This is a genomic window from Leifsonia poae, from assembly GCF_050632865.1.
Lineage (GTDB): Bacteria > Actinomycetota > Actinomycetes > Actinomycetales > Microbacteriaceae > Leifsonia > Leifsonia poae_B.
The window spans coordinates 953,831-979,712 of record NZ_JBODSA010000003.1 but is presented as its reverse complement, the minus strand read 5'-3'; the positions used below and the strand labels follow the sequence as shown (position 1 = coordinate 979,712).

The 25,882-nt window shown below is 70.8% G+C and carries 31 protein-coding genes; 19 read left to right on the top strand and 12 right to left on the bottom strand.

Features of this window, described 5'->3' with window-relative positions; all coding sequences use genetic code 11:
- Window positions 1-30: 30 nt before the first annotated feature.
- Genes ACRAWB_RS15125 through ACRAWB_RS15105 form a run of 5 tightly spaced genes read left to right on the top strand, consistent with a single transcriptional unit; the run spans window position 31 to window position 5,112 of the window.
- Window positions 31-966 carry a glycosyltransferase family 4 protein gene (locus tag ACRAWB_RS15125; RefSeq protein ID WP_431354071.1) on the top strand — a complete coding sequence of 312 codons (936 nt, stop codon included), beginning with the start codon at window positions 31-33 and terminating at the stop codon, window positions 964-966.
- A complete protein-coding gene (locus tag ACRAWB_RS15120; protein ID WP_431354070.1) occupies window positions 963-1,781 on the top strand; it encodes an SAM-dependent methyltransferase in 819 nt (272 codons plus the stop codon). Before ACRAWB_RS15125 ends, ACRAWB_RS15120 begins: the two co-directional genes overlap by 4 nt.
- Window positions 1,778-2,878, top strand: a complete 1,101-nt coding sequence (locus ACRAWB_RS15115; protein ID WP_431354069.1) for a lysylphosphatidylglycerol synthase transmembrane domain-containing protein — start codon at window positions 1,778-1,780, stop codon at window positions 2,876-2,878. The genes ACRAWB_RS15120 and ACRAWB_RS15115 overlap by 4 nt, the downstream gene beginning before the upstream one ends.
- Entirely contained in the window at window positions 2,760-3,479 is a 720-nt protein-coding gene (locus ACRAWB_RS15110) for a RibD family protein (protein ID WP_431354068.1), read from the top strand. Before ACRAWB_RS15115 ends, ACRAWB_RS15110 begins: the two co-directional genes overlap by 119 nt.
- Window positions 3,480-3,486: 7 nt before the next feature.
- Window positions 3,487-5,112, top strand: a complete 1,626-nt coding sequence (locus ACRAWB_RS15105) for a CDP-alcohol phosphatidyltransferase (RefSeq protein ID WP_431354067.1) — start codon at window positions 3,487-3,489, stop codon at window positions 5,110-5,112.
- Between the two features lie 9 nt (window positions 5,113-5,121).
- Here ACRAWB_RS15105 and ACRAWB_RS15100 read toward each other — a convergent pair whose 3' ends face one another.
- A complete protein-coding gene (locus ACRAWB_RS15100) occupies window positions 5,122-6,300 on the bottom strand; it encodes an MFS transporter (protein ID WP_431354066.1) in 1,179 nt (392 codons plus the stop codon).
- A gap of 99 nt (window positions 6,301-6,399) precedes the next feature.
- Here ACRAWB_RS15100 and ACRAWB_RS15095 point away from each other — a divergent pair, with 99 nt between their 5' ends.
- A complete protein-coding gene (locus ACRAWB_RS15095) occupies window positions 6,400-6,813 on the top strand; it encodes a hypothetical protein (RefSeq protein WP_431354065.1) in 414 nt (137 codons plus the stop codon).
- A gap of 78 nt (window positions 6,814-6,891) precedes the next feature.
- Here ACRAWB_RS15095 and ACRAWB_RS15090 read toward each other — a convergent pair whose 3' ends face one another.
- The 4 genes from ACRAWB_RS15090 to ACRAWB_RS15075 are packed head-to-tail and all read right to left on the bottom strand — an operon-like array spanning window position 6,892 to window position 8,221.
- A complete protein-coding gene (locus ACRAWB_RS15090; RefSeq protein WP_431354064.1) occupies window positions 6,892-7,149 on the bottom strand; it encodes a hypothetical protein in 258 nt (85 codons plus the stop codon).
- Window positions 7,146-7,421, bottom strand: coding sequence for a hypothetical protein (locus tag ACRAWB_RS15085; RefSeq protein ID WP_431354063.1), 276 nt, complete (start codon window positions 7,419-7,421; stop codon window positions 7,146-7,148). Before ACRAWB_RS15085 ends, ACRAWB_RS15090 begins: the two co-directional genes overlap by 4 nt.
- A gap of 30 nt (window positions 7,422-7,451) precedes the next feature.
- The gene (locus ACRAWB_RS15080) at window positions 7,452-7,682 is read right to left on the bottom strand and encodes a hypothetical protein (RefSeq protein WP_431354062.1); all 231 of its coding nucleotides are present in this window, start codon (window positions 7,680-7,682) and stop codon (window positions 7,452-7,454) included.
- Window positions 7,679-8,221: a hypothetical protein gene (locus ACRAWB_RS15075; RefSeq protein WP_431354061.1), complete on the bottom strand. Its 543-nt coding sequence runs from the start codon at window positions 8,219-8,221 to the stop codon at window positions 7,679-7,681. Before ACRAWB_RS15075 ends, ACRAWB_RS15080 begins: the two co-directional genes overlap by 4 nt.
- A 174-nt stretch (window positions 8,222-8,395) precedes the next feature.
- Here ACRAWB_RS15075 and ACRAWB_RS15070 point away from each other — a divergent pair, with 174 nt between their 5' ends.
- From ACRAWB_RS15070 to ACRAWB_RS15030, 9 genes are all read left to right on the top strand, one after another.
- On the top strand, window positions 8,396-8,743 hold the full coding sequence (locus ACRAWB_RS15070) for a hypothetical protein (protein ID WP_431354060.1): 348 nt from the start codon (window positions 8,396-8,398) through the stop codon (window positions 8,741-8,743).
- Between the two features lie 42 nt (window positions 8,744-8,785).
- On the top strand, window positions 8,786-9,526 hold the full coding sequence (locus ACRAWB_RS15065) for a response regulator transcription factor (RefSeq protein ID WP_431354059.1): 741 nt from the start codon (window positions 8,786-8,788) through the stop codon (window positions 9,524-9,526).
- Between the two features lie 433 nt (window positions 9,527-9,959).
- A complete protein-coding gene (locus tag ACRAWB_RS15060) occupies window positions 9,960-10,190 on the top strand; it encodes a hypothetical protein (protein ID WP_431354058.1) in 231 nt (76 codons plus the stop codon).
- 179 nt (window positions 10,191-10,369) lie between these two features.
- A complete protein-coding gene (locus tag ACRAWB_RS15055; protein WP_431354057.1) occupies window positions 10,370-10,786 on the top strand; it encodes a hypothetical protein in 417 nt (138 codons plus the stop codon).
- 131 nt (window positions 10,787-10,917) lie between these two features.
- Complete coding sequence (locus tag ACRAWB_RS15050; protein WP_431354056.1) at window positions 10,918-11,769, top strand: lipase family alpha/beta hydrolase; 852 nt, start codon at window positions 10,918-10,920, stop codon at window positions 11,767-11,769.
- 139 nt (window positions 11,770-11,908) lie between these two features.
- Window positions 11,909-12,988, top strand: coding sequence for an ABC transporter ATP-binding protein (locus ACRAWB_RS15045; protein ID WP_431354055.1), 1,080 nt, complete (start codon window positions 11,909-11,911; stop codon window positions 12,986-12,988).
- Window positions 12,985-14,199 carry an ABC transporter substrate-binding protein gene (locus tag ACRAWB_RS15040; RefSeq protein WP_431354054.1) on the top strand — a complete coding sequence of 405 codons (1,215 nt, stop codon included), beginning with the start codon at window positions 12,985-12,987 and terminating at the stop codon, window positions 14,197-14,199. Before ACRAWB_RS15045 ends, ACRAWB_RS15040 begins: the two co-directional genes overlap by 4 nt.
- Window positions 14,196-15,014: an ABC transporter permease gene (locus ACRAWB_RS15035; RefSeq protein WP_431354053.1), complete on the top strand. Its 819-nt coding sequence runs from the start codon at window positions 14,196-14,198 to the stop codon at window positions 15,012-15,014. The genes ACRAWB_RS15040 and ACRAWB_RS15035 overlap by 4 nt, the downstream gene beginning before the upstream one ends.
- Window positions 15,015-15,500: 486 nt before the next feature.
- A complete protein-coding gene (locus tag ACRAWB_RS15030; protein ID WP_431354052.1) occupies window positions 15,501-15,827 on the top strand; it encodes an ABC transporter permease in 327 nt (108 codons plus the stop codon).
- Here the strand turns inward: ACRAWB_RS15030 and ACRAWB_RS15025 are convergent.
- Complete coding sequence (locus ACRAWB_RS15025; RefSeq protein WP_431354051.1) at window positions 15,811-16,380, bottom strand: TetR/AcrR family transcriptional regulator; 570 nt, start codon at window positions 16,378-16,380, stop codon at window positions 15,811-15,813. The genes ACRAWB_RS15030 and ACRAWB_RS15025 overlap by 17 nt on opposite strands.
- A gap of 90 nt (window positions 16,381-16,470) precedes the next feature.
- Between ACRAWB_RS15025 and ACRAWB_RS15020 the strand changes: the two genes are divergently transcribed.
- Window positions 16,471-17,412, top strand: coding sequence for an SDR family NAD(P)-dependent oxidoreductase (locus tag ACRAWB_RS15020; protein ID WP_431354050.1), 942 nt, complete (start codon window positions 16,471-16,473; stop codon window positions 17,410-17,412).
- A gap of 4 nt (window positions 17,413-17,416) precedes the next feature.
- Here the strand turns inward: ACRAWB_RS15020 and ACRAWB_RS15015 are convergent, their stop codons facing one another.
- From ACRAWB_RS15015 to ACRAWB_RS15005, 3 genes are all read right to left on the bottom strand, one after another.
- A complete protein-coding gene (locus ACRAWB_RS15015) occupies window positions 17,417-17,812 on the bottom strand; it encodes a VOC family protein (protein ID WP_431354049.1) in 396 nt (131 codons plus the stop codon).
- A gap of 107 nt (window positions 17,813-17,919) precedes the next feature.
- The gene (locus tag ACRAWB_RS15010) at window positions 17,920-18,624 is read right to left on the bottom strand and encodes a helix-turn-helix transcriptional regulator (RefSeq protein WP_431354048.1); all 705 of its coding nucleotides are present in this window, start codon (window positions 18,622-18,624) and stop codon (window positions 17,920-17,922) included.
- A 31-nt stretch (window positions 18,625-18,655) separates the two neighbouring features.
- Complete coding sequence (locus ACRAWB_RS15005; RefSeq protein WP_431354047.1) at window positions 18,656-19,675, bottom strand: aldo/keto reductase; 1,020 nt, start codon at window positions 19,673-19,675, stop codon at window positions 18,656-18,658.
- A gap of 107 nt (window positions 19,676-19,782) precedes the next feature.
- Between ACRAWB_RS15005 and ACRAWB_RS15000 the strand changes: the two genes are divergently transcribed.
- Window positions 19,783-20,379 (top strand): TetR/AcrR family transcriptional regulator, encoded by a 597-nt coding sequence (locus ACRAWB_RS15000; RefSeq protein WP_431354046.1) that lies wholly within the window; start codon window positions 19,783-19,785, stop codon window positions 20,377-20,379.
- A 13-nt stretch (window positions 20,380-20,392) separates the two neighbouring features.
- Here ACRAWB_RS15000 and ACRAWB_RS14995 read toward each other — a convergent pair whose 3' ends face one another.
- The gene (locus tag ACRAWB_RS14995) at window positions 20,393-21,631 is read right to left on the bottom strand and encodes an FAD-dependent oxidoreductase (RefSeq protein WP_431354045.1); all 1,239 of its coding nucleotides are present in this window, start codon (window positions 21,629-21,631) and stop codon (window positions 20,393-20,395) included.
- A gap of 14 nt (window positions 21,632-21,645) precedes the next feature.
- Between ACRAWB_RS14995 and ACRAWB_RS14990 the strand changes: the two genes are divergently transcribed.
- Window positions 21,646-22,182 (top strand): MOSC domain-containing protein, encoded by a 537-nt coding sequence (locus ACRAWB_RS14990; RefSeq protein WP_431354044.1) that lies wholly within the window; start codon window positions 21,646-21,648, stop codon window positions 22,180-22,182.
- A 2-nt stretch (window positions 22,183-22,184) separates the two neighbouring features.
- Here ACRAWB_RS14990 and ACRAWB_RS14985 read toward each other — a convergent pair whose 3' ends face one another.
- A complete protein-coding gene (locus tag ACRAWB_RS14985; protein ID WP_431354043.1) occupies window positions 22,185-23,387 on the bottom strand; it encodes a S1C family serine protease in 1,203 nt (400 codons plus the stop codon).
- Between the two features lie 730 nt (window positions 23,388-24,117).
- Between ACRAWB_RS14985 and ACRAWB_RS14980 the strand changes: the two genes are divergently transcribed.
- Window positions 24,118-25,236 carry a cytochrome b N-terminal domain-containing protein gene (locus ACRAWB_RS14980; RefSeq protein WP_431354042.1) on the top strand — a complete coding sequence of 373 codons (1,119 nt, stop codon included), beginning with the start codon at window positions 24,118-24,120 and terminating at the stop codon, window positions 25,234-25,236.
- Window positions 25,237-25,243: 7 nt separating this feature from the next.
- Here ACRAWB_RS14980 and ACRAWB_RS14975 read toward each other — a convergent pair whose 3' ends face one another.
- A complete protein-coding gene (locus tag ACRAWB_RS14975; protein ID WP_431354041.1) occupies window positions 25,244-25,819 on the bottom strand; it encodes a VanZ family protein in 576 nt (191 codons plus the stop codon).
- Window positions 25,820-25,882: the final 63 nt, after the last annotated feature.

The following is a 25,882-nucleotide window of genomic DNA, read 5'->3' as shown; positions in this document are numbered from 1 at the left end:
GGGCTGGCGGCGTCGGGGTGGGATGTGCGGATGGTGCCGGTGCCGGTGCCGGAGCGCACCGGTTCGCTCCGGCGGACGTTCGCCGCCCTCCCCGACGATGCGCTCGTACTGGTCGACGGCCTCCTCGTGGCGCGCGAGACGGGCGCGGTCGCTGCGGAGGTCCGGCGCCTGCACTTCGTGATCCTCACCCACATGATCGACGGCGAGCTCGGCGACGCCGAACGCGCGGACTACCGCGCCGCCCGCCAGGTCATCGCGACGAGCGGATGGACCCGCGCCGAACTGATCGCGCAGGATGCGGCGGAACCGCACGCGATCACGGTCGCGCATCCCGGCACCGATGAGTTCGCTCCGAGTTCCCCGTCCACCTCGGGAGGCCGGCTGCTCTGCGTCGGCGCTGTCGCCCCGCAGAAAGGCCAGGACCTGCTGGTGGAGGCCCTGAGCGCGTTCGCCGACCGGCCCGGCTGGACCTGCACCCTCGCCGGTTCGCTCACCACGGACCCCGGCTTCGTGGCCGCGCTGCGGGCGAGCATCGAAGCGTCCGGCCTCGGCGACCGGGTCGTCCTCGCCGGTGTGCTCACGGGCGATGCCCTCGCGGAGGCGTATGCGCGCGCCGACCTGGTCGTCCAGCCCTCCCGCCTCGAGAGCTACGGGATGGCGGTCGCCGACGCGCTCGCGCACGGCATCCCGGTGCTGGCCACCGAAGTGGGCGGCCTGCCCGAGGCGATCGGCGTCAACGATGCGGCGATGATCGTGCCGCCCGACGACCCCTGGGCGATCCGGGTCGTGCTGCAGCGGTGGTGGGCGAGCGCCGAACTCCGCCGCGCGCTGCAGGAGGCGGCGCTCCGCGCCCGGGGAGCGCGCCGCTCGTGGACGTCGACGGCGGATGCGGTCGCGGCGGCCCTGCGACGCACGGAGAGCGCGGAGTCCGATCCGGCCCGAACGACGAGGGCGGCGGCCTCGTGAGCGACGTCATCCAGGTCAGCCCCGACTGGCTCGCCCTGCGCGAGACGGAGGATGCCCGCGCCCGCTCCCTGGACCTCGCGCGCGCCCTGCCGGACATCCTGCCCGCCGGGCCGCTCACCGTGCATGACCTGGGCAGCGGGACCGGGTCGATGATGCGCTGGCTGGCTCCGCTGCTGCCCGGTCCGCAGACCTGGGTGCTGCACGACTGGAACGCGGCCCTGACCGCACAGGCGTTCGAGGGTCCGCGCCCGCGCGACCTGCACGGCGCACCGGTCGCCATCCGCACCCGCGTCGACGAACTCGACCGGCTCGATGCCGAAGCCCTGACGGGCGCGTCGCTGGTCACAGCCTCCGCGCTCCTGGATGTCCTGACGGCGGACGAGGCGCACGCGATCGTGGACGCGTGCGTCGCCGCGGGCGCTCCCGCGCTGCTCTCGCTGAGCGTCACCGGCGACGTCGACCTGCGCCCGTGGGACGCGCGGGACCGTCGCGTCGCCGAGGCGTTCAACGCACACCAGCGGCGGTCGGTGCAGGGCCGTGGCCTCCTCGGCCGATACGGCGCACCGATCGTCAACGGACTGTTCCGCCTCGCCGGATGGAGCGTCCGCACGGCGCTGACCACCTGGCGGCTCTCGGACGCCGAACCGCAGCTGCTGGACGAGTGGTTCGACGGCTGGCTGGGCGCTGCGGAGGAGCAGTCGCCGGAGCTGGCGGCCCGCATCGCCGGCTATCGCGAGCTGCGCACATCCCAAGCCCGACGCGGGGAGCTCTCGGCCGTCGTCTACCACCGGGATGTGCTGGCATGGCCGCGATGACCGACCTCCGAGAGCGCCCGATGCTGCGCCGGATGCTGCACTCCCGTCGGGTCGGTGTCGTCGTCCGACTCCTCCTGGGCGGCGCGGTGCTGGTCGCGGTCGTCCTCCGCTTCGGGGGCGCCCCGTTCCTGCACGGCCTCCGCAGCGTCGACGCGACGACGGTCGTCGTGGCGATCGTCCTCTGCGCGGTGGCGACGGCGGCGGCCGCATGGCGGTGGCGGCTGATCGCCGTCCGGCTCGGGGCCGAGCTGCGGTGGGGCACCGCGGTCGGGATGTACTACCGGTCCCAATTCGTGAACAGTGTCCTGCCGGGCGGGGTCGTCGGGGATGTGCAGCGCGCCGTGGACCACGGCCGCAGCACCGACCGCCGGGGCGCCGCCGCGCGCGCCGTCGCGGTGGAGCGCACCGCCGGCCAGGCGGTCCAGCTCGCGGTCACGGTCGTGGTGCTGGTACTGGTCGGCCCGCAGTTCGCCGGGTGGCTGCTCCCGGTGATCGGGATCGGCCTGGTCGCTGCCGCCGTCGGGGTCGCCGTCGCAGCTCTGGCCAGTGCCCGGGTGCGGGACGTGCTGCGTCACGAGGCGGCGGAGCTGCGGGCGGGTTTGGGCTCGCCCTCCGCCGCGGTGCAGGTCGTGGCGGCCTCCCTCGTGGTCGTCGCCTGCCACGTCACCACGTTCGCCGTCGCCGCGGTCGCCGTCGGCGCGCACGCCCAGCCCGCACAGGTGCTTGTCCTCGCGCTCGTGGTGCTGCTCGCCGCATCCATCCCGCTCTCGGTCGGCGGCTGGGGGCCTCGCGAGGGCGTCGCCGGCTGGGCCTTCGCCGTCGCCGGCGTCGGCGCCGCCACCGGTGTGTCGGCAGCCACCGTCTTCGGTGTGCTGGCCGTCGTCTCGGTGCTGCCCGGCGTGGTCGTCTTCCGGATCGCTCCGGCGGTCGCATCCTTTCTCACCCGTTTCGTCGCGTCCCTCGGCTCCGGGAGGAACCATGATCGACACCCCCTACGTCACTCTCAGCTGCGCGGTCTCGCTGGACGGCTACCTCGACACCGCCGGGCCGCCGCGGCTGGCGCTCTCGAACCCGGCGGACTTCGACCGGGTGGATGAGGTCCGCTCCCGCAGCGACGTGATCCTGGTCGGCGCGCACACCGTCCGGCTCGACAACCCTCGCCTGCTGGTGCGGGACCGCGACCGGCAGCGCAGGCGCACGGAGGCGGGTCTCGGCGACTCGCCCTGGAAGGCGACGGTCACCGCGAGCGGCGACCTCGACCCGCACGCCGCGTTCTTCAGCGAGGGCGACACCGCGAAGCTCGTCTACTGTCCGCGTGACGAGGCGCCGCGCATCCACCGGCGGCTGGGGCAGGCGGCCGAGGTCGTCCCGCTCGGCGAGACGGTGCGGATGCGCGACCTGCTCGCGGACCTCGGCGCGCGCGGTGCGTGCAGACTGATGGTCGAGGGCGGCGGGAAGACGCTGACGCAGTTCCTCGCGGACGACCTCGTCGACGAGCTCCATCTCACGGTCGCGCCGCTGTTCGTCGGCGACCGCCGGGCGCCGCGGTTCGTCGGCGACGGCGACTTCCCGTGGACGGCGGACAACCGCGCGCGGCTGGTGGACGCCCATCCGATCGGGGATGTTGTGCTGCTGCGGTACGCCCTGTCGGCGCGATTCGAGGAGGTCGACCTCCCTCCCTCGAATACGGCCGGGTGATGCGCTCGTGACCGCCTCCCGCGTCCGTCCCGTCCGATCCGCCCTCGCGACCGCGGCGGCCATCGTCGTGCTCTTCGCCGCAGCGACGGCGCCGGGCGTCATCGCGTCCGGGTCCGCGCTGGCGCTGGTCCGCATCCCGCTCGTCACCGCGCTCGTCCTCGCCGTGCTCGCCTTCATCCCGTGGCACTGGCTGCGCCGGACCCTCGCCGCGGTCGCCGCCCTCGTGCTGGTCGCGGCGATCGTCAGCGCCGCCCTGGACCGTGTCTTCACCGCGACGATCGGACGCCCCTTCGACCCGGTGTCCGGCTGGACCGAACTCGTCGACGGCTACGGCGTGGTGCAGGACTCGGCCGGACCCGTCGGCGCGCAGCTCCTGCTCCTCCTCGTCGCTCTGCTCGCGGTCGCCGCGGTCGTCGCCGTCACAGCCTCCCTGCTCCGGCTCGCGCGGCTGCTCCGCCGCCACCTCCGCGCCACTGCCCTCGGCGCGGCAGCCGTGACGGCGGGATGGCTCGTCATCGCCCTGGTCGGAGCCCAGCTCGTCCCGGGCGAGCCGGTCGCCGCGGCGGATCCGCTCCCGACCGCTGCGGCGCGCGTCGCCCAGATGGAGGCGGCCGGGCGCGACCAGGCGGTCTTCGCGCGCGAGGCCGCCACCGACCCGTACGCGGGCCTCCCCGCCTCCCAGCTCCTCACCGGGCTCCGCGGCAAGGACGTCATCGTCGCCTTCGTCGAGAGCTACGGCCAGGTCGCGGTCCAGGGCACCTCGTTCTCCCCCGGTGTGGACGCCGTCCTGCGGAACGGGGACGCGCAGCTCGCCGCCCACGGCTACAGCGAGCGCAGCGCGTTCCTCGACTCCCCCACCTTCGGCGGCGTCAGCTGGCTCGCGCACTCCACCCTCCAGAGCGGCCTGTGGATCGACACCCAGCAGAAGTACGACCAGATCACCTCCGGCGACCGCTTCACCCTGGCCACCGCGTTCCGGAAGGCCGGCTGGGACACCATCAGCGACGTCCCGTCCGACACCAAGCCCTGGCCCGTCGGCACCGACTTCTACCGGTTCGGGACGCAGCTCAACGCGAAGAACGTCGGCTATCACGGACCGAAGTTCAGCTACGCCCGCGTCCCCGACCAGTACACGCTGGCCCACTTCGACCGGACCGTGCTCGAGAAGCCCCACGCGCCGGTCATGGCGGAGATCGACCTCGTCTCGTCGCACACACCCTGGACGCCGCTCCCGAAGCTCGTCCCGTGGAACGCGATCGGCGACGGCTCCGTCTACGACGAGCAGCCGGGGGAAGGTCTGAGCCCCAGCGTCGTCTGGCAGAACCCGGCGCACGTGCAGCAGCTCTACGGGCAGTCCGTCCAGTACTCTCTCGGCTCGCTGTTCTCGTTCCTCACCGAGACCCACGACCCGAACCTGGTGCTCGTCGTGCTCGGCGACCACCAGCCCGCCACGGTCGTCAGCGGCGAGGGCGCGAACCACGAGGTGCCCATCAGCGTCATCGCCAAGGACGCTGCGGTGATGGAGCGCATCGCCTCCTGGAAGTGGGAGCCCGGGATGCTTCCCTCGCCCGCGGCGCCCGTCTGGCCGATGGATGCGTTCCGCAACCGCTTCCTGGACGCCTTCGGCGGGTGACGCCGGCGATCAGGGCTCGGACGGGAACGAACGCCGCGCCACCAGCACGATGACGAGCCCCACCAGCACGAGCGCGGCACCCGCGTACGGCAGCCACCCGGCCCCGGGCCCGGCGAGGACCGCGGCGCCGATCGCAGCCCCGCCGCCGATCCCGATGTTCGCCGTCGAGTTGACGAGCGCGCCGACCACCTCCGGGGTCGCGCCGCGCGTGCGGATGGCGGCGGTCTGGAACACGGACGCCACGCCGCCGAACGCGGCACCCCAGAACGCCGCCGCGGCGAGCGTCCCGCCGAGCGCAGGGAACACGAGCCCCACCGCGACCAGGGCCAGGGTCAGCACGCTGAGCAGCACCAGCACGACGAACCGCGGCCGCCGGTCGAGCATGGACCCGGCGAACCACGTCCCGAGCAGCCCGACCGCGCCGAGCCCCAGCAGCACCGGGCCGATTCCCGCCTCCGGCAGCCCGGCGCCGAGCAGCAGCACCGAAATGAACGTGTAGACCGTGAACTGACCCAGGTAGACGACGGCATTCGCGGTGGACACGATCCCGAGCCGCGTTCGACGCGCACCGACTCCGGCGCCCGTGTGCTCCGTCCCGCCGCCGGGGACCGCCGGCAGCAGGACCAGCACGAACACCACCGTGAGCGCGCACACGCCCGCCAGCACCCCGAAGGCCGCGCGCCAGCCGGCCGCGTTCCCCAGCGACGTCGAGAGCGGAACACCGAGCACGAATCCCGCCGCAGCACCCGCCGTGACGATGGCCAGCGCCCGCCCCGTGAACGCCGGTCGCACCAGCCGCGAGGCGTAGCCGATGCTGACCGAGAAGAACAGCGCGTGGGCGATACCGCCGAATGCGCGCCCTGCCGCCAGCACGCCGAAGTTCGGCGCCACCGCGACGAGCGCGTTGCTGATCGTGTAGCCCACGATCGTGGACGTCAGCAGGCCTTTGCGCGACACCCGGGCGGTGGATAGGGTCAGCGGCACCGCGAGCACGGCCACCATGAACGCGTACACCGTCACCAGCAGGCCGGTCACCGAGTCGCTGACCCCGATATCGCGCCCGATCGCGGGGAGCACGCCCACCGGGAGCATTTCGGTGGTGACCGCGAGGAACGTCGCGACGGTCAGCGCGATGAGTCCGCCAGCGGCCTGACGGAGGGTCCCGGGATCCCAGGCGGCGGCGGGCATGAGCCGATGCTAGCGGCCGGTGAACCTTTCCCGCTGCCGCCTCGTGTTCCCCATGACGCCTTCGCCGGGTGGAGGCGCGAAGTGGAAGCAGGTAGAGAAATGAGCGACACCCGTCAGGGCACCCAGGGTCTCCCCTGGATCATGCGCATCCTGAGCGCGATCCTCCTCGCGGCGGCGGGCGGGATCCACCTGTTCCTCGTCTTCGACGGCGTCGGCGGGATCCTCGGGGTCTTCTTCATCCTCAACGCGATCGCGGGCATCGTGCTCGCCATCGGGATGCTGGTCACTCGCGGCCGGCTCCTGCAGGCGGTCACCGTGCTCGGGTTGCTCTTCCTGATCGCGAGCCTCGCCGCCCTGCTGCTGGCCCTCACGGTCGGGCTCTTCGGCATCAGGGAGACGTGGTCGTTCACGCTCGTCCCCGAGACGGTAATCGTCGAGTCCATCGGCATCGTGGTGCTGGCGATCGCGTCGGCGATGATGCTGCGGGGGCGGGCGGTGCGGGCGGTTTCGTAGGGGTGCCCCTTGACGACCAGCGCGATGGCCGGGACGCGTTCGATGCGTCGCAGTCACCGATATGCGCGAGCCGCCACATCAGCCATCGCCGCGTCCCTCGACTCGTGTCGTGCTGCCGTCCGCAGCGCGACTTCGTGCTCGGCGCCGCCGCTCGAGTGCGGCGCCGCTGAAGGTGAGCAGGGCGGAGGCGACGAGGATGACGCATGCCGTCCACAGGAGCGCGCTGTGACGCTCCGCCGCGCGGATGCCCGCGTAGACGGCGAAGCAGAGAGCGACCACGCCACCAGCAGTGGCCCAGATGAAGAAGCCGGGTACGGAGACGTCGCGCCTGCTCACGTCACGCCTCCATCGTGGCGGGCGGCCGTGGCTTCGTCTGCCGGGAGCTTCCGGTACCAGAAGTAGCTTGCCCATGCCGCCACACCGAGAAGAAGCCAGACCACCGCGCTCACGAGGTTCCACCATCGACCCTCGACGAACCAGCCCACGAGGAAGACGACAGCGATCAGCGGGTAGAAGATCCCCAGGACCAACGCGTAGCGGCGGCTCATACTGAGCACCCACCACGGCTTCCTCGGGACACGCACCTCGTCCGCATGGATCGGTTTCATCGGAGGAAGGTCCTCTCGCCCTCCGTCGGATCACCAGCCACGACGTCCCCCGTCGTCGGACCGGCGATTCAGGTAGATGACCGCAGCCCAGGCGCAGACCGCGAGAAACAGAAACCCGAAGGCGAGGACGCCGGAGAACCAGTTCGAGCGGGTCAGCCACGTGAAGCCTTGGACGACCGACATGAGGCTGTACACGACGGCGAGAACCAGCGCCCAGCCTCGATTGCCGCCGGTGGGCCTCACCCACCAGGGGTACTTCATGACCCGCCGATGGGAGCAGGCCCCGCCGACCTGGCATCCTCGGCGAGCTGCCGCTCCAACTGCTCGATGCTCCGCAACTGCCGGCGCGAGTTGATCGGGTACCAGACGGCCAATGCCAGGAAGAATACGAGCGCGGCGTCCCAGAAGATGACTCGTGAGCCGTCGGTGACGATGAGGTAGACGGCGAGCGCGGCGAACAGGCCGAACTCCAGCGGGCCCAGCCAGCGCAGCAGTTTCGCTTGCCGGCGTCGCCTCTCCAGCAACGGCATCCACTCATCCGCGGAAGCGCCGTGAGGAAGCTCACCCCGCTTGACGGCGTTCGTCACGGACTGCGCCATCGACGTTCCACCGGACTTCCGCCGCTGGCGAGCGACCAGCAGTGCCATGACAGCACCGAACAGGACACCGCCGATCGCAGCGGCGACAGCGCTTGCCCAGCTCAGCCGCTGGATCCCGATGCTGACGTTCACGACGAACGTCCCGACGCCGAAGAACAGACCCATCAGAACCCCGACGACCCATGCCGGCTGCCGGTTCATCCACTCTCGCACAGCGCACCCCGCTCACACGCCCACGGCACCTGCTTCGTCGGGGCGCCACGGAGTAGACAACTCCGGTACTGAGCAAACGTCAACTATCAAGCCGAGTCGGAAAATGTGAGGGTGATACAGAGCCGCCCTTGCTACGCTTCCCGCCAGCGAGGAGGGGGCTCGATGAGACGGGATGCCAACGCGGTCGGCCGCGCGTTGCCGGCCGTGGTCATCGTGCTCGTCGCCGCCGGGTATGCAGCCTGTCTCGCGGGCGTGGCGGTCTCCCCGGCGCTCGTATCCGAACCCGACCGCTGGCTCGGCGTACCGAGCTCCGCCGAGCACCCGTGGCTTGGGGCGACGGTCGCGCATGCGCTCTACTGGCTGCTCGTTCTCGTGGCAGCGTCCGGCTGCATCGCCGCCATCACCTTCGCCGGGTCCGCAGCATTGCGTCAACTCGCCGAAGCCGAACGGGCTGCACAGGGGGACCTCGGCCAAAAGGCTCTGTTGCGGCGGGTGGACGGGCAGGTCTAGCGTTCAGCCATCGGGACGGCGGATCTGTTCCCGGGGGCTCTCTTGGATGGCACAGAACTTGCTCTACGGCTGAGCTACGACCTCGACGGCGTCACGGACCGTGAGGCGTTTCTCGATGCGGTGACGGAGTCGCTGGAGACGATGTTCCCGTCCGAATCCCTCGGGTGGGTGGGGTTCGATCCGGGGTCGCGTGAGCTGGAGATCCGTGGGACGGGCGAAGCCGGCAACCCGGAGGTCGTCGCGGCGGTCAGCCGGAACATGTGGAGGCACCCCCAGGTCCTGAGCTACACCTCGACGGCGACAATGAACCCGCGCCGCATGAGCGACATCATCGGAGACCGCGACTGGTTCAACCACCCTGTCTTCGCCGAGACGTTCGCGCGCTGGAATCTGTCCACGCAGTTGTCGATCGTCGTCACCCCGGTGACGCCGAACTCGTGGAACGGTTGGGCGTTCAACCGGTACCGCCGGGATTTCAGCGACGACGAGGTGGCGGCCGCGACGGCCATCCAGCCTCTCCTCGTCGCGTTCAACCGGCTGACAGGACTGGCGACTCCGCATCCGGAGTTCGTCGAACGGAACCCGCTGACGAGGCGAGAGACCGAGGTGCTGCAACTCGTCAGCGAAGGGTTCACCGCGACCGCGATCGGGTACATCCTCCGGGTATCGCCGTCGACGGTACGAAAGCATGTCGAGAACGCGTACACGAAGCTGGGCCAGCACGACCGGGTGACGGCGGTCACGGCTGCCGCCCGGCTGGGCATCATCCATCTGCCCCGGTAGGCCGAGCTGCACCGGCGACCATAGCGGCCCCCTGCCGTCAGCGCACCCGACCGAGGACCAACGGACGTGCTCCGACATGGACGAACGGGTCCGTCAGCACGGGCATCCGCGGGCATGTCGCGGCCAGATGCGACCACGCTCGAGCCGTGCTCAGGCAGCGTTCCGGTACCGCGTCCGCCGGCGCCGCGGCACGGATCGGCGTGTTGAACGCGTCAGGCGCGACGGGGATCTGCTCCGGCAGCGGTGTGGGGCTCAGGCAGAAGCAGGTTGCGACGACTGTCGCTGCGACTCCTAGCAGCATGGTGATCACCTCCCCTCACCGACGAGGGTGACGCCCGCGAGCACCGGCCGCCATTCGAACAATTGCCTACGCAGTTCTGCCCATACCGCGCAGAGTGCCGGGGCGCGAACATCGGCCTCGGAGGTGGATCTGATGAGCATGAAGCCCCGCACCACCGCAGCGACTCTCGCCGTCCTCGCAGCACTGGCGCTCACGGTGACCGCGCCGGCGACCGCGGACGCGAGAGTTCACGGCGGACCCGTCCAGATCGCGACGATCCCGGGCATCGACGAACAGCCGCGGGCACTTGTCGCGCCGGGCCAGCCGCCGACGCCCTGCACACCCGGTCGATGGAAGTGCCCACTCGGGAAGCGCATCCTCTGACCGGTTCGGAGGGGAAGAGCCCGCCGCTGCCCAGTCCCTCGGGCGGCGGCGGGTTCGAAGGTGCAACGGCAGCGCCGACACCGGGGCGACGGACATTCGTGCGCGGTCGGGGCCTGTGGGCGCGGGCGCCGCTGAGAATGCGCCATCGGTTCTGCTACGTTTCGACCGGGGGTAGGTCGATGCGACGACTGACATTCGGGATGGTGCTTGCGGCTGTGGCCGTCACGGTGGCGGGCTGTGTCGGGTCGGCGACGCCGTTCGATCAGGCGCGCACCTCCGACGACGCGGTGCCACCGGACGCGGTGAAGTACATCGAGAACGCGGATGTGAACTCCTCCCGGTACCAGGGCGACGCCGACGGTCACGCGCTGTACCTGCTCAGAGGCACCGGAGAGATGAAGACCTGCCTCGTCTACACCGACGGAACGGCGGACGGGTCCTTCTCCTCCTGCAGCGGAGGCGGGTGGCTGAAGTTCTCGCCGGCGGACGGTGCGGAGTTCGTGGTGCAGGTATCCGGGTTCAGCGACGAACCGGGTGCCGGTGAAGTCCAGGTCTCCCCGTGGGTGAGGCAGACGCGGCAAGGGCGGGACGAGTAAAGCGCGCACCTGAAGACCTCCTGCGCACCCTCTCCCAACCGCCTCAGAACCGCTTGATCCCCCGCGAGGCCGCGTCTACCGTCTTCGGCCGAGCCCGCGTCCCCCAGCGGGCTGCGATGGAAGAGGTACCGATGTCGTTACTGAAGAAGCTGATCGTCACCGCTGCGGCGGCCACCCTCGGGGCGTTCGCGCTCGCCGTCCCCGCGCAGGCGGACACCGTCTCCGTGTCGCCTCCGGGCGCGAACGACTGGTCGTGCGTGCCGTCCGCCGCGCACCCGTACCCGGTCATCCTGGTGCCCGGCACGTTCGAGAACATGGCCAAGAACTGGGCCACCATGTCGCCGACGCTCAAGCAGGCCGGCTACTGCGTGTACGCGTTGGACTACGGCCAGTACAACGGAGTGGACGCCTCGGGCCCGATCGCGCAGTCCGCTCAGCAGCTCGCGCCCTTCGTGGACGCGGTGCTCGCCTCGACGAAGGCCCCGCAGGTCAACATCGTCGGGCACAGCCAGGGCGGGATGATGCCGCGCTACTACCTGGGCTTCCTCGGCGGCGCCAAGAAGGTGCACCAGCTGATCGGCATCGCGCCCTCCAACCACGGCACCCGCGGCGTGATCGTGCCGGGACCCGACGGCCTCCCGGCCCTGACCAGCGCCGACCCGACCGCGTGCCCGGCGTGCGCCGACCAGACGGCCGGCTCCGCCTTCCTCCAGAAGCTGAACTCGATCGGCGACACGGTGAAGGGCCCGAGCTACACCGTGATCTCGACCACGCACGATGAGGTCGTCACGCCGTACCAGAGCCAGGCGCTGGCCGGCTCGGCGTCGCAGGTGACGAACCTCGTCATCCAGGACAAGTGTCCCGCCGACCCGATCGAGCACGACCAGACGCCGAACGATCCCGTGGTTCAGCAGCTGGTGCTGCAGGCGTTGAGCATGCCGAAAGGACCCGCGAACCCGGCATATCAGCCCAGCTGTCTGTAGCAGCGGAGCGCCTATCGGCGCGGAATCGGTTCCGGCGCTTTCAAAAACCTTCGGAATCCTTGGTCGGCACGCCTGAATGCAAAGCTTTTCGTCGTGCGGTGGATCGTCTACGATTTGCTCACCGACGAAGGAGCCCCGAGTGCCCGAACTGCCCGCTATCCGGTTGACGCAGCTGACCAAGCTCTTCGGCTCGGTCTCGGCCGTGGACCACCTGGATCTTGAGATCGCCGCGGGCGAGTTCTTCTCGATGCTCGGGCCGTCCGGGTCCGGCAAGACGACGGTGCTGCGCTGCATCGCCGGATTCGAGCAGCCCACCTCGGGCCGGATCGAGCTGTTCGGGCAGGACGTCACGGACAAGCCGGCCGCCTCCCGGCCGGTGAACACGGTCTTCCAGGACTACGCGCTGTTCCCGCACATGAACGTGCTCGACAACGTCGCATACGGGCTGCGGGTGCGGGGCGTCGCCCGGGCGGAGCGACGGCGGCGGGCGATGGATGCGCTGGCCTCGGTCCGCCTCGAGGGCTTCGCCACCCGCAAGCCTGCACAGCTGTCGGGCGGCCAGCGGCAGCGCGTGGCGCTCGCGCGGGCCACGGTGGTCCAGCCCAAGGCCCTGCTGCTCGATGAACCGCTCGGCGCGCTCGACCTCAAGCTGCGCCAGCAGATGCAGGTGGAGCTGAAGCAGCTGCAGCACGAGCTGGGCATCGCATTCGTCTTCGTCACCCACGATCAGGATGAAGCGCTGACGCTGTCCGACCGCATCGCCGTCTTCAACAACGGCCGGATCGAGCAGTTGGGCACGCCGCGCGAGCTCTACGAGCACCCGGTCTCCCGGTTCGTCGCGGATTTCGTCGGCACCTCGAACCTGTTCGACCGGGAGCACGCGCAGTCGGTGCTGCGCCGGGACGGGGAGTTCTCCATCCGGCCCGAGAAGCTGACGCTGAGCACCGTCCCCGACTCCTCCGGCTCACCGACCGCCAGCGGGACGCTGGTCGAGTCCGTCTACGCGGGCAACAGCATCCGTCGGGTCGTCGACCTGGATGCCGGACCGCGGATCTCCGTGCTGGAGCACAACGACCGCACCCACCGCGGCGAGCTCGACCGAGGCGCGCGGGTGCACGTCTCCTGGAACGACGACGACCTCCGGGAGCTGGCGAGCGCCGGCCCGGACACCGCAGACGTACCTCGCAGCAGAGGTGAAAAAGAGAGGCAGGAATCATGATGGGTGCAACCAAGCGCGTCCTGCGCCCGGCTGCCGCGCTGGCGGCCGCATCCGCGGCCCTCCTGGTGCTGGCCGCGTGCTCGAGCGGCGGCTCCGGCGGCTCCGGAGGCGGTTCGGCCTCCGTGCCGAACGTCCCGATGGCCAAGAAGCTGGGGTCGAACGAGGGACAGCTGAACATCATCGTCTGGGCGGGCTACGCCGAGGATGGCAGCAACGACCCGAGCGTCGACTGGGTCACGCCGTTCGAGAAGGAGACGGGCTGCCAGGTCAACGCCAAGGTCGCCGGCACCTCCGACGAGATGGTGCAGCTCATGCGCACCGGCGGTTACGACGGCGTCTCCGCCTCGGGCGACGCCACGCTCCGGCTCGTCTACGGCGGCCAGGTCGCGCCGGTGAACACCAAGCTCGTCCCGAACTACGCGACCATCTCCGACTTCCTCAAGAAGAAGGCCTGGAACTCCGTCGACGGGCAGATGTACGGCATCCCGCACGGCTGGGGCGCGAACGTGCTCATGTACAACAAGGCCACCGTGACGCCCGCGCCGGACTCGTGGTCGGCCGTCTTCGATGACGCGTCGAAGTACGCCGGCAAGGTCACCGCCTACGACTCCCCCATCTACATCGCCGACGCCGCGCTCTACCTGATGGAGCACGACAAGTCGCTGGGGATCAAGGACCCCTACTCGCTCACCGAGAAGCAGTTGGATGCCGCGGTCGACCTGCTGAAGAAGCAGAAGGCGAACATCGGCGAGTACTGGTCCGACTACACGAAGTCGGTGCAGTCGTTCGAGTCGGGCAGCAGCGTGGTCGGGACGTCCTGGCAGGTCATCGCGAACCTCATCCAGAGCGACGGCAAGGTCCAGGTCGGCACGACCGTCCCCAAGGAGGGCTCGACCGGGTGGTCGGACACCTGGATGATCTCGTCCAAGGCGAAGCACCCGAACTGCATGTACCGGTGGATGGACTGGATCACGTCCCCGAAGACGAACGCCCAGGTCGCCGAGTGGTTCGGTGAGGCTCCCGCCCAGACGAAGGCCTGCCAGGAGACCACCGACCCGAGCTTCTGCGACACCTACCACGCGACCGACGCCGACTACGCGTCCAAGATCCACTACTGGACGACGCCGCAGAAGAAGTGCGTGGACGGCAGCGGGACGAACTGCACCGCCTACAGCGAGTGGGTCAACAAGTGGCAGGAGATCAAGGGATGAGGGCACGCCTGGGCCTCGTGCTCGGGCCGCCCCTCCTCTGGCTCGTCGTCATCTACCTGGGCTCGATCGCCGTCCTGCTGGTCTCCTCCTTCTGGACGGTGGACGGGTTCACGGGCGCCGTCGTCCCGACGTTCACGCTGGAGAACTACGCGACGCTGTTCACGGATCCGCTCTACGGCACCGTGGCTTTGCGGACGCTGCTCGTGTCGCTCGGGGTGACGCTCATCGACGCCGTGATCGCCTTCCCGATCGCGCTGTACATCGCGAAGGTGGCCCGGCCGAGCCGCCGAGCCCTCTACCTGGTCGCGGTGACGACCCCGCTGTGGGCGAGCTACCTGGTGAAGGCGTACGCCTGGCGCATCCTCGTCGAGCCGGGCGGACCGATCGCGGTCGCGACCGGCGGCTACACGCCCGGCTTCGGGCTGCCCGCGACGATCATGACGCTGGCCTACCTCTGGCTGCCGTACATGATCATCCCCGTGTACGCCGGATTCGACCGGGTGCCGGACTCGCTGTTCGAGGCGAGCTACGATCTGGGCGCGTCCACCTGGCGGACGATCCGCACGGTCGCCTTCCCGCTGGTGTTCCCGGCGATCGTGGCCGGCTCGATCTTCACCTTCGCGCTCAGCTTCGGCGACTACATCGCGGTCGGGATCGTCGGCGGCAAGACGCAGCTTCTCGCCAACCTCATCTACGGGCAGCTCGTGACGGCGAACAACCAGCCGCTCGCCGCGGCGCTGTCCGTCATCCCGCTCGTCGCGGTCGTGCTGTATCTGCTCGCGGTCCGCCGCACCGGTGCATTGGAGAACGTGTGAAGCTCTTGTCGACGCCGGCCCGGATCATCACCGGGGTCTGCATGCTGCTCGGCCTGGTGATCCTGTACGTGCCCCTGCTGCTGATCGTGCTCAACTCGTTCAACAGCTCGCGGACGTTCTCGTTCCCACCTCCCGGGTTCACGCTCCAGTGGTGGGAGGACGCCTTCCACTCCCGCGGTGCCGCGGACGCGCTGGCCACCTCGGTGCTCTGCGGGCTGGCCGCGGCGGCCATCGCCCTGGTGCTCGGCACGATGGCGGCGTTCGCGGTGCAGCGCTTCCGGTTCTTCGGGCGGCAGAGCATCAACTTCCTGGTCGTGCTGCCGATCACGCTGCCCGGCATCGTGACGGGCATCGCGCTCGCGTCGACGTTCACCACCGTGCTCGGGCCGCTGGGCGTGACGCTGGGGATCGCCACGGTCATCATCGGCCACGCCACCTTCTGCATCGTGATCGTCTACAACAACGTGCAAGGCGCGGCTGCGGCGCATGGGCAGCTCGCTCGAGGAGGCGTCCGGCGACCTCGGGGCGCGCGGCTGGCAGACGTTCCTCTGGGTGACGCTGCCGCAGGTCCGCGGCGCGCTCGCCGCCGGCGTGCTGCTCGCCTTCGCCCTGAGCTTCGACGAGATCGTGGTGACGACCTTCACGGCCGGGCCGGCGGTGCAGACCCTCCCGATCTGGATCTTCCAGAACCTCTTCCGGCCGAATCAGGCTCCCGTGGTGAACGTGGTGGCGGCGGTGCTGACGATCCTTGCGATCATCCCGGTGTGGTTGTCGCAGCGGCTGGCGGGGGACTCGGTCACGAGCCGGGTGTGAGGGGCACCAACCCTTCGAAGAGCAGGTCGATGAGCCGGGACGCGAGTTCGCGCTGACCCTCGTGACCCGCGATCAGCGTGATGCCGCCGACTGCCATGAGCACGTCCGACGGGTCGAGGTCGCCGCGGAGGTCGCCCGCCTGACGGCCGGCGGTCACGAGGTGCGAGACCGCCTCTTCCAGCACCTCCCTGCTGTGGGCGCGGAGGCCGTCTCGAGTCGCGAGGATGACCGGCAGCGCGTCCGACATGCCCTGCTTCGTGAGCATGTAGTCGACGAACTGCTCCATCCACGATCGCAACGCCTCGCGCGGTTCCTGCTCCTCGAGGAGGCGCCCGGCCGCCAGCGACAGCCGCTCGGTCTCGCTGCGGTAGACGGCCTCGACGAGGTCTTCGCGCGCCGGGAATCGGCGGTAGAGCGTCCCGATCCCGACCCCTGCCTCCGCGGCGATCGCCTTCAAGGAGGCGTTCGTCCCCTCCCGGGCGAAGGCCGACGCGGCGACCTCCAGCAGCCGATCGTGGTTCGCCTGCGCGTCGGCACGCAGCGGTCGGGTCATGGCTCCTCCTTGCAAACGGACCCGGCTCCGTTTATGCTCGTACCCATAAGCGGACCAGGCTCCACTTAGAGCTTAGGGGAAGGATCCACGATGTCGGAACGAATCACCACGCCGTTCGGCGCCCAGTCGACCGCGGACGAGGTCATCGCCGGCGTCGACCTCACCGGCCGCAGAGCGGTCGTCACCGGCGGTGCAGCCGGGCTCGGCTACGAGACCGCCCGTGCGCTCGCCTCCGCCGGAGCGGACGTCACGATCGCGGCGCGCCGCCTCGAGGCAGCGGAGACCGCCGCGCGCGAGATCTCGGAGAGCACCGGCAATCCTTCCGTCCACCCGGCCGTGCTGGATCTCGCCGACCTGGAGTCGGTGCGCCGGTTCGTGGAGGCGTGGACGGGGCCGCTCCACATCCTGGTCGACAACGCAGGGGTCATGGCGACGCCGGAGCAGCGCACGCCGGAGGGCCGCGAGCTGCAGTTCGCCACGAACCACCTGGGACACTTCGCGCTGACGGTGGGCCTGCATGCGGCGCTCGCGGCCGCGGGTGACGCGCGCGTGGTGGTCGTCAGCTCCGTCGGGCACGTCAACGGCCCGGTCCGGTTCGACGACCCCGACTTCACCGCGGAGCCCTATGACCCGTGGCTCGCCTATGCCCAGTCGAAGACGGCGAACATCCTCTTCGCCGTCGAGGCCGCGAAGCGGTGGGCGAAGGACGGCATCGCCGTCAACGCCCTCAACCCCGGCCGGATCTGGGGCACCAACCTGGGCCGCCACATCGACACGCCCCCGCAGAGCTTCGACCCCGCCGGGGCGACCGGCGTCTCGGAGAAGACCATCGCCCAGGGTGCGGCGACCTCGGTGCTGCTCGCCGCCTCGCCCCTGGTCGAGGGCGTCACGGGAACCTACTTCGAGGACGCCCAGCAGGCGGAGCCGTTCACCCCGGGCGTGCGACGCGGGGTCACCGAGTACGCGCTCGACGCCGAGAACGCTCGACGCCTGTGGGACCTCTCCGTGGAACTCACGGGGGTCGACGCCTGAGCATTCACGACTCCAGGCTGACCGGAGGAGCCCCGGCGGGACGCGCGAACAGGTTCACGACGTTGCCGTCCGGGTCGCGTACGAGCGCCGAGCGGTTTCCCCACGGCATCGTGGTCGGCGGCAGGACCACGTCCGCCTCCTCCACACCCAGCCGCTGGAACTCGGCGTCGACGTCGCCGACCTCGAACTCGATGATGACCGAACGGTTGGCCGAGGTGCCGACGGCGTCGCCGAGCATGGCGACAGTCGCGGTGCTCGCGATGGCGAGGGTCGCGCCGTCACCCGCGAACTGGGCGAAGACCGGAGCCGGCCTCTCGGCGGGCCGACCGGTGACGCGCTCGTAGAACGCGGCGAGGCGGTCCACGTCTTCGGTGACGATGCGGATGGATGCGAACGACATGACGATCTCCTGACTGACGGTTGGCCGACGTTGGTCGACCTCTGCAGCCTGCGCGGGTGCGGCGACACCGTCCTGTCGGTGTTTCCGCAGATGGTCAGCGCCGTTCGTCAGCGCAGCTCGTCGACCACCGGGCGCAGCGTGCCGAACGGGATGTCCAGGTCCTCGCGGCGGAGGACGCGCCGCGGCGGCCGCTCGTCTGTCAGCTCGAGGGAGACGATGCGGTCGCCGCGGAATGCCCGAACGCCGTCCCGCAACCGACACCAGCCGATCAGGTACCAGGTGTCGCCCTTCACGATCGACCCGAGCGGTTCGACGTCGCGAAAGCTCGTCTCGCCCGCGCGGTCGCGGTAGGCGAGCCGGACGACGCGGTCCGAGCGGAGGGACGCGGCCAGCCCAGGGACGACCGGGGGCCGGTCCTCGTCGGGCTCGAGCAGGTGGACGCGGGAGGCGGCGACGGTCGCGCGCCGCGCCTCCTCGTCGGGCATGACGGCCAGGATCTTCCGCATGGCGGTCGTCGCAGCCGACTCGAACGGACCGCGCCGGAGCCGCCCCAGGCCGATCAGCAGCGCCAGGGCCTCGTCGGCGGTGAAGCTCGCCGGAGGCAGGGTGGCCGAGGCGTCGAGCGTGTACCCGCCGGCGCGGCCGCTCTCCGCCCAGATCGGCACGCCCGCCTCCTGCAGTGCCGTGAGGTCGCGCTCGATGGTGCGCGTGGACACGGCGAACCGTTCGGCGAGCCAGCGCGCGCTGCGCGGCCGGGGCGCTACGCCGCGCAGCTCCTCGACGAGGGCGTAGAGGCGATCGGTCCGGTTCACGCCTCCATCATGTCCGCGACCGCCGACGGCGTCACGCGGCCGACCGCTCCGGAACCGCGCGGCGACGCAGCGCGGCATCCACGATCGGGGGCGTGTTGTACTCCTGGTCCATCCGGCCGACGCCGGTCCCGGGCGGCACGATCTTGTCGATGCGGTCGAGGAGGTCGTCGGAGAGCTCGACGTCGGCGGCGGCGAGGAGGTCATCCAGCTGCTCCATGGTGCGCGGGCCGATGAGCGCGGCCGTCACGCCGGGGTGCGCGATCACGAAGGCGAGCGCGAGGTGGGTCAGCGGCAGCCCGGCCTCCTCGGCGAGCGGGATGAACCGCTCCACCGCGTCGATGCGGCGCTCGTCGCGCAGGGCGGCGAACAGCTGCGTGCGGCGGAGGTCGCTCTCCTGCCCGCGGCGGACGCGGCCGGTCAGCATCCCACTCGCCAGCGGGCTCCAGATCACGGTTCCCATGCCGTACTTCTGCGCCATCGGGAGCACTTCCCGCTCGATGCCGCGGTCCAGGAGCGAGTAGTGCGGCTGCTCGACGCGGAACCGCTCGAGTCCGCGACGCTCGGCCACCCACTGCGCCTCGACGATCTCCGACGCGGGCATGTCGGAGGACCCGATCGCCCGGACCTTGCCGCTGCGCACGAGGTCCGTCAGCGCCGAAAGGGTCTCCTCGATGTCGGTCGCCGGGTCGGGGCGATGCATCTGGTACAGGTCGAGGTGGTCGGTCTGCAGACGGCGCAGCGAGTTCTCGACGGCGGTCATGATCCAGCGGCGCGACCCGCCGCGGTGGTTCGGGTCGTCTCCGGCCGGACGCGCGAACTTGGATGCGAGGACGACGTCGTCGCGCCGTCCCTTGAGCGCGCGGCCCACCATCTCCTCCGAGTCGCCGTAGGCGTCGGCGGTGTCGACCAGGTTGATCCCGGCGTCGAGGGCGCGGCCCATCATCCGGTTCACGTCGTCCTGGTCGCTGTTGCCGAACGAGCTGAACATCATCGCGCCGAGCGCGAAGGGCGAGACGTGGATGCCGGTGCGGCCGAGGGGGCGGTACTTCATGTGGTCCTCCATTCGGTGTTCCCGCCTCGGACGCGGTACGCTCGACTAAGCGGAACACTCGTCCGCAACTATACGGAACATTGTTCCGTTTGTCACGGAGGAGCTGCATGTCCATCGCCGGCGAAGCGGAACCACGCCGCAGACGCGCCGACGCGGTGCGCAACACCGAGGCGGTGCTGGAGGCCGCGAAGACCGCGTTCGCCGAGCTCGGCGTGGACGCGCCGATGCGCGAGATCAGCGCCCGCGCCGGTGTCGGCGTCGGGACCATCTACCGCAACTACCCCCAGCGCTCGGACCTCATCATCGCGGTCTTCCGGCGCGAATTGGAGGCGACGGCCGCGGAGGCGGACCGGCTCGGCGCGGAGTACCCGCCGGCCGAGGCGCTGCGCCGCTGGGCCGGGAGCCTCGCCCGATTCGTGGCGACGAAGCGCGGGTTCTCCAGCGCGCTACACTCCGGCGACCCGGCCTACGCTCCGCTGCCCGGACAGTTCCTCGGTGTGCTCGCGCCGAAGGTCCAGCAGATCCTCGACGCGGGCGCCGCGGACGGTTCCATCCGTCCGGACGTCAAAGCCGAAGACCTCATCCACGCCTTGAGTCGCCTCGCCGACGACCACCCCGGCGACGCCGACGGCCGCGCAGGTCGGATGATCACGATCCTGCTGGACGGCTTGACCAGGCCGGCCGGCGACCCGGCACCGCGATGAGCATCGGGAGAGGCTAGCGGGCATCGCCCTCTCGCCGGCGGAGCGCCGCAGCAACGTGCTCGCGGCCGAGACCCAGGCCGATGAACCGCGCTGCGAGCGGGCGGATGAGCGGCAAAAACACCCTCAACGCGCGCAGCGCCCAGCGCGGAGCGATCCGATGGCCTCGCCGCTGCTTCGCGATCGCGTTCTGGCCGATCCGTTGCAGCCGCTGCATCGTCGCGACCGGCTTCTCGCGGCGCTTCTGCACCGCGGCCAGCGTGTCGGACGGTGCGAAGCCGAAGCGCAGGTCGCCGCTGATCGCGTTGGCGAGGGCGACGGCATCCTGGATCGCGTAGTTCACGCCGACACCGAACATGGGCGACATGGCGTGCGCCGCATCCCCGATCGCGATGAAGCCCGGACGCCACCAGCGCGGGATGCGGTTGATCTGCACCGACAGCAGCTTGATCTGGTCCCAGTCGGCGAGGGTGTCGACGACCGGCCTCAGGAGCGGTGCCGCGCCGACGATCCGCGCGCGCAGGTCGGCGAGCCCTGCTGACCGCAGTTCGTCGTACCCGCCCTTCCGGATCACCATTCCCGACTGATAGTTCGTTCCGCGGTCGATGGTCAGCACCATGCCTTCGGACGAGAGGTAGGCCAGGGTCGGCGGGGGCGGGTCGGCCGGCTTCGGCAGGTTGAACCAGAGCACGTCGATCGGCGACCCGGATTCGTCCGGCACGAACCCTGCGGCATCCCGCAGGACCGAGCTGCGCCCGTCGGCGGCCACGGTCAACGTCGCCCGCACCTCGAGCTCGCCCTCGGATCCGGTCGCCTGCAGGCCGCGGACCGCGCCACCTTCGACGATCAGGCCGGTCGCCTCCGTGCTCATGCGCAGGTCGAAGGTCGAGAACTCCTTCGCCTCATCGGCCAGGAAGTTCAGGAAATCCCACTGCGGCGCGAGAACGAGGAAGTCGTTCGGCTTCGGCAGCGTGCGGAAATCCACCATCGTCATGCGCTGCCCGTCGACGACCGCGTCCAGGCTCGGGATGCGGTTGACCGGCAGCCGAAGGAAGCGGTCCCTGAGGCCCAGCTCGCCGAGGAGGCCGATGGTGGCCGGATGGATGGTGTCGCCGCGGAAGTCGCGGAAGAAGTCGGAATGCTTCTCCAGCACGGTCACGCGCAGACCGGCGCGGGCCAGCAGGTATCCCAGCACCATCCCCGCCGGGCCGCCGCCCGCGATCACGCAGTCCCGTTCGATCGTCGTCGTCGTCACACCAGAATGGTGCCATGACGAGCGCACGCGTGACCGGGGTCAGCCGAGCGGCGGACCACCGCTTCTCCAAGAGCGCGGAAGACGCGATCACGCTCGTCGCCGGCCTCGGGGTCGAAGGGGATGCGCACTTCGGCGAGACGGTCCAGCACCTCTCCCGGGTGCGGAGGGATCCGACGCAGCCCAACCTGCGGCAGGTCCACCTCATCCACTCGGAGCTGTTCGACGAGGTGACGGCCGACGTCGAACCGGGGCAGCTGGGCGAGAACGTCACGACGTCGGGCCTCGCGATCCTCGACCTTCCCCGCGGCACCCGGTTGCGCCTCGGCCCCGAGGCCGTCGTCGAGCTCACCGGACTGCGGAACCCGTGCGTGCAGATCGACCGCTTCCGGCCGGGCCTGCTGAAGGAGGTCGTCGGGGTGGATGCCGCCGGTGAGGTCGTCCGGAAGGCCGGGGTCATGGCCGTCGTGCTCGCCGGTGGGGTCGTGAAGCCGGGGGATGCCATCGAGGTGACGCTGCCCGACGGGCCGTTCGAGGCGCTGGCGCCGGTCTGACCTCAGGCGACCGGCCCCTGCGCCAGCGTGACGTCGGCGGTGTGGGTGGAGCCTTCGGCGTCCGTCCACGAGACGCTGACGGTCTGGCCCGGCTTCAGTGCGGCGAGCGCGTCGGTCAGGTCCTGGGCGGAGCCGATCGCGGTGCCGCCGAGGGCCGTGATCGTTTCGCCGCCGGTCAGTCCCGCCGCGGCCGCCGGACCGCCGTCGATGACACCGGAGACGGCCGCGCCGGAGGTGGCGGTCGAGCCGTACGCGTACCCGTATCCTGCCCCGGACTCGTCGGCGGCCGACGCGACCTCGATCCCGAGGAACGCCGGGTACCCGATCGTCACCGTTGCCGACGCCTGCCCGGATTCGATCTGCGCCGCGATGGCCAGCGCATCCTCGATCGGGATGGCGTACCCCGCGGTCGTCGCCCCGCCCTGAGCCGCGGCTGTGTCGATGCCGATGACCTGGTCGGCCGCGTCGAAGAGCGGGCCGCCGGAGTCGCCGGCCTGGATGTCGGCGTCGGTCTGGATGAGGCCGTGCAGCGTCTCTGACGCTGCCGTCTGCTCGGCCTGCGTGGTGATGGTCTGCTCCAGCGCGGTCACCGTGCCCGGCGAAGCGGAAGGGGTGCCGCCGGTTCCGCCCGCGTTACCGACACCGGTCACGGCCTCGCCGACCGCGGTGTCGCCCGCGGTGTCGAGGTGCGCGGTCTGGAGGCCGGACGCGCCGGTCAGCTGCAGGACGGCGACATCGTCGGTCGCGTCGGTGCCGACCACGGCGGCCGTGTAGACCGCGCCGGTCGAGACGACGGTGACGCTGATGCTGGTCGCGCCCTCCACCACGTGGTTGTTGGTCAGGATGTCGCCGGTCGACGTGAGCACGATGCCCGTCCCCGCGCTCTCCGCCTGGTCGTAGGCCAGCTCGGAGGTGATGTCCACGACGCCGATCTCCTGCGCGGCGGTGGCGGAGCCGAGGGTGCTGGTAGAGGCGTCCCCGGATGCCTGGCCGCCGGAGCCGGAGCCGGAGCCGTATCCCGAGCCGTATCCTCCGCGTCCGAGTGCCGTGTGGATGTCGGGCGACGCGCTGGTCGACGCCACGGCTGAGGTCCCGGCCGCCGAGGCGGACACCGCCACCCCGAACGCCGATCCTGCGACGACCGTGGCCGCGACGGCTGCGGACAGCCCGATCCTGAGTCGGCGGTGGTTCGTGGTGGCGTTCATGGTGATCCTCTCGCTGGTGTGGATGGGGACAGCACACCGCGCGCAGGTCGGAGCGAGGCAGGCGCGGGTTATGCCTCCGCCGTGAGAAGGCCAGAGATTCCTATGAGGCTGCCGGGCGCTCGCTTGGAGCCGAGGCGGCGGCAGCCCCGCGCACTGTCACAGATCCGGACGCTGCCGTGTCTTAGCTCATGAACGAATCGAGCCGAGCCAGGGAGGCTGTGATGCCCGTCGATCGCAGGCACCGTCCGTCCGTCACCGCGCGCCTCTCCCGGCTGGTGTCGTCGACATCCGGCGGCCGCCGCGCCGCCGCGCTGCGCGACGAGCTCAGGATGCGGCGAGCGCCGCTCCACTGGACGAACCTCTTCGGGGTGGTCGCCCTCGCCTGTGTGGTCGTGCTGTTCGTGGCCGGCTTCATCCTGATGTTCGTGTACACGCCGTCGAGCGAACGCGTCACCTACGACGGTCCGTATCTGCCGTTGGCCGGCGCGGAGATGTCGAAGGCGCTGCAGTCGACGCTCGCGATCTCGTTCGAGCTGCCGGGCGGCCTCCTGGTGCGGCAGGCGCACCACTGGGCGGCGCTGCTCCTTCCGGCGGCGCTCATCCTGCAGCTGGCGGTGACGTTCTTCACCGGCGCGTTCCGGCGGCCGCGGCGGCTCTCCTGGGTGCTGCTGTTCGGCCTGCTGATCACGGCGCTCGCGGGGGCTGGAGCGGCTACGCCCTGCCCGACGACATGCTCTCCGGAACCGGCCTGCGGATCGTCGAGGGGATCGTGCTCGGCATCCCGGTCGTCGGCACCTGGCTATCGGCGCTGCTGTTCGGCGGCGAGTTCCCGGGCCGGATCATCGAGAACCTGTACCCGATCCACGTGGCGGTCGTCCCGGCGCTGCTGGTGGTGCTGATCGCGGCGCGGGCCCGCAGCGCGTACGTGAACGGGCCGGTGCAGTTCGCCGGGCCGGGACGCACCGAGGATCGCGTGGTCGGTCTGCCGGTGTGGCCGAACCTGGCCGTGCGGGCGGGAGGGCTGTTCGCCGTGGTCACGGGCTGCCTGCTGCTGGTCGCCGCGACCGTCACCATCAGTCCGGTCTGGTTGTACGGGCCGTCTTCGCCCGGCGACGCGTCGGCGGGGAGCCAGCCGGACTGGTACACCGGCTTCCTCGACGGGGCGCTGCGCCTCGTCCCGCCCGGCTGGGAGGTCGACTGGCTCGGGCGCACCTGGACGCTCGCCGTCCTGATCCCGCTCGCCGTCGTCGGGCTGTTCCTCCTCGCCGTGGCGGTCTACCCGTTCGTCGAGGAGTGGGTGACCGGCGATCACCGCGAGCACCGCATCCTGGACTGGCCGCGCAACGAGCCGACGCGCACCGGCCTGGGCGTCGGCGCGCTCGTCTTCTACGGCGCCCTGTGGGGAGCCGGGAGCGCGGACCTCGTGGCCACGCACTTCCACGTCACGGTCGAATCGGTCGTCGCGCTGTACCAGGGGATCGTCGTCGCCGGCCCGATCATCGCCTTCCTGCTGACCCGGCGCATCTGCCTGGCGCTGCAGAAGCGCGACCGCGACATCCTGCTGCACGGCTACGAGACGGGTCGGATCGTCCGGCTGCCCGGCGGCGAGTACGTCGAGGTGCACGCGCGGGTGCAGGCGGCCGAACGCTACCGCCTGGCCGGCCCGGTCGCCGCGCAGGCCGAGGACGCGCATCCGACCGAGGACGGCCGGCTGCGGATCGGCGACCGCGTGCGCGCGGCCCTCGCGCGCGTCTTCTTCGAGGACAGGCTGCAACCCGTGGACGACGGCGACCCCGGGGGAGGACGAACGGATGAGGCGATCGAACGCGGCGAACTGACGGCGCCCTGATGTGCCGCTACGGCGTCCGGGCCTCCCGGACGAGCTGCGGCCGCTCCCCCGGCGGCGGTCCGTACCGGAGAGGCCCCGCGGCGAACACCGCGCCGGCCGCGAGAGCGAGCACCGTGCCGGTCGCGCACACGCCGACGAGCACCGACGAGGTCCGCTCGCGGAACGCACCCCGAACGACCGCCAGCACGGCGACCCCGACGACAGCACCTGTGGTGTTCAGGATGACGTCCGTCACATCCGAGCTCCCCACCGCCAGCACGAACTGCAGGGTCTCGAACCCGACGCTCAGCATCGCCGCCGCGACGGCCACCTGCCACCAGCGGCGGCGCCGCGCGAGCAGTCCGGCGTAGATGCCGAAGGGGACGAACAGGGCCACATTGGCGACCATCTCCGGCAGGGTGTTGTCGCCGTAGCCGTCGCCGGCGACGAACGGCACGAGCTTCACCGCACGGGTGCCGCCGTCGAGGGTGGGCATCCCGAGCTTCCACAGCACCGCCCACGCGAGCAGGCCGAGGTAGACGGCGAATAACGCGAAAAGGACGACGCGGTGACGGGAGGCTGCGGCAGGGACGGTGGTGCTCATCCTGCGAGCGTAGGAAGCGGCACGGTGGCGCCGGATCGGCCGCGAGTCGCGACCGCGTACGAC